The organism is Streptomyces sp. ATLC9, from assembly GCF_057196705.1.
Genome location: NZ_JBXUOY010000536.1, coordinates 1 through 909, shown reverse-complemented (window position 1 = coordinate 909; position 909 = coordinate 1). Strand labels below are relative to the sequence as shown.

The window sequence follows — 909 nt, the reverse complement described above, 5'->3', positions numbered from 1 at the left end:
ATCCGCGGGCCCGCCGCGCCCTGCTCGGGGCGCTGGCCCGGCTGCCGTCGGCGGTGCGCGCCCGCAGGCCGCTGCCGCCGTACACCGAGGAAGCCGCCCGCCGTACGGAAGGACAGCACCGTGGCCCCTGAGCCCGCCGGGACCGGCCGGGACGCCGACTCCCGGGTCTCGGTCGTGGTGATCACCCACAACCGCCGCGAGGAACTGCTGCGCACCCTGGGCCGGCTGGCCGGACTCCCCGAGCGGCCGCCGGTCTTCGTCGTCGACAACGCCTCGGCGGACGGCACCGCCGAGACCGTCGCGCGCGTCCATCCGTGGGTGCGGCTGCTGCGGGCGGAACGGAACCTGGGTGCGGTGGGGCGCAACGTCGCCGTCGAGCGCGTGACCACGCCGTACGTGGCCTTCTGCGACGACGACTCCTGGTGGGAGCCGGGATCGCTGGCCGGGGCCGCCGACCTGCTGGACGACCGTCCCCGGCTGGCGGCGGTCACCGCGCGCATCGTGGTGGAGCCCGGCGGCGCCGAGGATCCGATCGTCGCCGAGCTGCGCGACTCGCCCGTCCCCGGCCCCGGGTGGCTGCCCGGTCCGGCCCTGGGCTCCTTCCTGGCCGCGGCCACGGTGCTGCGCGCCGACGCCTTCCGGGAGGCGGGCGGTTTCTCGCCCCGGCTGTGGCTGGGCGGCGAGGAGGAGCTGCTGGCCACCGATCTGATGGTGCGCGGCTGGTGGCTGGCCTACGCCGGGGAGCTGACGGTCCACCACGCGCCCTCGGCGGCGCGGGACGCGACCGCGCGCCGGGAGGACGGGCTGCGCAACACACTGTGGTTCGGCTGGCTGCGCCGGCCGCTGCCCGCGGCGCTGCGCCGTACCTGGCGCCTGGCGCGCACGGTGCCGCGCGACGCGGTGTCGGCG

At 77.9% G+C, this 909-nt stretch carries 1 protein-coding gene; it reads left to right on the top strand.

Going from position 1 to position 909, the window contains the following annotated elements:
• Positions 1–120: 120 nt before the first annotated feature.
• The coding region (locus tag AC2CJA_RS26895) for a glycosyltransferase family 2 protein (protein ID WP_484605243.1) at positions 121–909 on the top strand (789 nt) is incomplete at its 3' end.